Here is a 2,937-nt window from a genome sequence, read left to right as displayed (position 1 = left end):
TCTTGCTGCTGCTCACTTTGACTTTCATTGCGCGCTTCCGCCGCTCGCGGCTCGGAATCAACGCCCTGATGGTGCAGATGAATCCGTCGCTCGCCGCGAGCCTCGGCGTTGACCCGCGCAAGATAAGGCTCGCCATCTTCGTGATATCGGCGCCGATCACCGGGCTCGCAGGTTGGCTGTACGCCTATCAGCGCGCCTATGTCGGTCCGGACATGTTCGAGTCCTACTTTCTGGTGATGATGCTGACCGCCGTCGTTCTGGCCGGCCGCCGTATCCTGCTCGGACCGCTGATCGGCACGGCGCTTCTGATCGTACAGCAGAACCTTTTTTCGCTGGGCGGCGACTGGAATAAGATCATCCTGGGCTCGGTGCTGGCGGTGGTCCTGATTTTCTGGCCTGCCGGACTTGTCGGCCTGTATCGTCGCTTCACGAAAATCAAGAACTGAACACACAACAGGGAGATTGCGCATATGAGCAAGACAATGAAGCTGGCGATAGCCATGCTGTTGGGCCTCACCGCGTCGGCAATGGCGCAGGACATCAAGGTCGGCGCCATCTTTCCATTGAGCGGCGGTGCCGGGCCGGACGGCCAGGGCGTCACCAATGCCATCAAGTTGGTGGCGCAGCAGATCAACGACAGGGGCGGCCTGCTCGGCCGCAAGCTGGTGGTGATTTCCAAGGATGACGAGAGCACGCCGGCAGTCGGAGTCAGCCGGGCCAACGAGATGATTGCCGAGAAGGCCGACGTGGTCATCGAGGGCTGGAATTCGCCGGTGACACTGGCGATGCAGCCGATTCTGGCGCGCGCGGGGATCATGGATATTACCGCGACGTCGAAATCCGACCTGATCCTCAATGGCGAGACCAACCCCTATGCCGTCCGCATCAACAGCTCGAACAGCTTTGACGCCGAGGCCATCGCCAACTACGTCGCCAATACCCTGAAAGCGAAGAAGGTCGCGTTCCTCACCCAGAACGATGTGTACGGCAACGGCTTTCAGGCCGCGGTAGAATCCGAATTCAAGAAGCTCAACTTTTCAGGTGAGGTGATCCGGACGGAGAAATTTGCCTTCAAGGACACCGATTTCAGGGTGCAGCTCACCAGCCTGAAAGGAGCTAACCCCGACGCCATCGTGGTCACCAGTTCGTCGAACTCGTCGGGCCTGCCAGCTCTCGTCGAGCAGTATCGCCAGGCCGATGTGAAGTCGGCGTTCGTCGGCGCCGTCGGCATCATGCTGTCGACGGTGTTCAAAGTGGCCGGCGACGCCAATAACGGCATCGTATCGGCTGATATCTTCTTCCCCGATTTACCGCCCTTCACCACCTTCCCGGAAGCCGTTGCATTCGTGTCCGCGTACAAGAAGGCCTACGGCGTCGATCCCGACAAGGGCGCCGCGCTCGGTGCCGGCGCGTTGCAGGTGTGGGCGCATGCGGTGGAGGCGACGAAGTCGCTGGATCGCAAGACGGTCGCCGAAGCCATTCGCGGCAAGTCCATCAAGGGGACCGTATTCGGCGACGTTCAGTTCCTGCCGAACGGCCAAATGCAGCCGCGCTACGTGATGTTCAAGGTCGTCGACGGCAAGAATGCCAAGCTCGAGGCGCTCCAGTAGCGGGACAATCGGGCGGCGCCGTCTCCGCATGGCCAACGCCGGCGCAGCACCCACTTATTGCTCAATCTCACCCCGGGAACAGATGGCAAGCGACACGGCGGCCGGCGCCGGAATTCTTCAGCAGCGGCACTTCAACCCGGCATCGATCCATCGCGAACGGACAGCGAGGATGGAACGAACAGCCGGGCGGCGGATCGAGCAGGCTCGGCACCTCACCCGCCACCACCGGATGGCGGACAAAGTCGGGATCGGCGCGCGGCACGGCGTCGAGCAGCGCTCGCGAATAGGGATGCTGCGGGTCGGCATAGAGCTGCGCTTTCGGCGCGGTCTCGACTATGGCACCGGCATACATTACCGCGATCCGGGTCGAGACGGCGCGCACTACCGCCAAATCGTGGGCGATGAACAAATAGCTCAGGCCCAGTCTGTCCTGCAGGTCGAGCAGCAGATTGACGATCTGCGCCTGCATCGACACGTCGAGCGCCGATACCGGTTCGTCGCACACCACGAAATCCGGATTGAGCGCCAGCGCCCGGGCAATCACAATGCGCTGGCGCTGGCCGCCGGAGAATTCGTGCGGGTAGCGATCGATACTGTTTTTCGGCAGGCCGACAAGTTCCAGCAGCTCGGCGACGCGATCGTTGCGGTCCTTGCGCGAATGGCGTCCGGCGATGTCGATCGGCTCGGCGATGGCGCTGCCGATGCGCATTCGCGGGTTAAGCGACGCATAGGGATCCTGAAACACGAATTGCAATCGAGACCGCACCGCGGCGAGCTGCGCCTTGCCGTCGGGGCCGCTGATGTCGTGGCCGAACAGACGCACGCGGCCGCTCGTCACCGGGATCAGTCCAACCAGGATGCGGCCAGCGGTGGTCTTACCGGAGCCGGATTCACCGACCAGCCCCAGCGTCTCGCCGCGCATGATCTCGAAATTGACGCCGCTCAGCGCGTGCAGCGTGGAGACGCCACCGGCATGCTTGACCGGAAAGGTCTTGCGGAGATCGCGGACTTCGACGATGGGCTGGTCAACCATGGTGCGCGCCCAGCTCGAGAATCCGCGGCGGGCAGCGCGCCGACTGGCCATCGCTGACTGGCTGCATCGATGGCGGCTGCTCGCGGCAACCGTCCTGCACGCGCGCGCAGCGCGGGCTAAAGCGGCATCCGGGTATGACTTCCTGTGGCGACGGAATCCGGCCGGCGATGGTGGTAAGCCGCGACGCATCGCTGTCGAGTCTCGGCACCGCCGCGATCAGCCCCATGGTGTAGGGATGCACCGGCCGCCGGAACAGCTGCGCCACCGGCGCATCCTCGACCACGCGGCCGGCAT

The 2,937-nt window shown here is 63.3% G+C and carries 4 protein-coding genes; 2 read left to right on the top strand and 2 right to left on the bottom strand.

What is annotated here, in order from left to right:
* Together Q0S16_RS24765 and Q0S16_RS24760 are read left to right on the top strand one after the other, a co-directional pair.
* On the top strand, window positions 1-446 hold a 446-nt coding region (locus Q0S16_RS24765; protein ID WP_295854659.1), incomplete at its 5' end, for a branched-chain amino acid ABC transporter permease.
* A 24-nt stretch (window positions 447-470) separates the two neighbouring features.
* The gene (locus Q0S16_RS24760; RefSeq protein WP_295854657.1) at window positions 471-1,610 is read left to right on the top strand and encodes an ABC transporter substrate-binding protein; all 1,140 of its coding nucleotides are present in this window, start codon (window positions 471-473) and stop codon (window positions 1,608-1,610) included.
* Between the two features lie 67 nt (window positions 1,611-1,677).
* On the opposite strand, the gene Q0S16_RS24755 is transcribed toward Q0S16_RS24760, so the two are convergent.
* Both Q0S16_RS24755 and Q0S16_RS24750 read right to left on the bottom strand, forming a co-directional pair.
* Window positions 1,678-2,643, bottom strand: coding sequence for an oligopeptide/dipeptide ABC transporter ATP-binding protein (locus Q0S16_RS24755; RefSeq protein ID WP_295854655.1), 966 nt, complete (start codon window positions 2,641-2,643; stop codon window positions 1,678-1,680).
* Window positions 2,636-2,937, bottom strand: a 302-nt coding sequence (locus tag Q0S16_RS24750; protein ID WP_366517861.1) for an oligopeptide/dipeptide ABC transporter ATP-binding protein, incomplete at its 5' end; no start/stop codon positions are given. The genes Q0S16_RS24755 and Q0S16_RS24750, both read right to left, overlap by 8 nt.

This window comes from Tardiphaga sp., assembly GCF_025356345.1.
Taxonomy (GTDB): domain Bacteria; phylum Pseudomonadota; class Alphaproteobacteria; order Rhizobiales; family Xanthobacteraceae; genus Tardiphaga.
This window is presented reverse-complemented; position numbering and strand designations above follow the sequence as displayed.

Excerpts from the sequence above, each read along its gene's own strand:
- Q0S16_RS24760 (WP_295854657.1), top strand. The coding sequence starts at position 471 with ATGAGCAAGACAATGAAGCTGGCGATAGCCATGCTGTTGGGCCTCACC.
- Q0S16_RS24755 (WP_295854655.1), bottom strand. The coding sequence starts at position 2,643 with ATGGTTGACCAGCCCATCGTCGAAGTCCGCGATCTCCGCAAGACCTTT.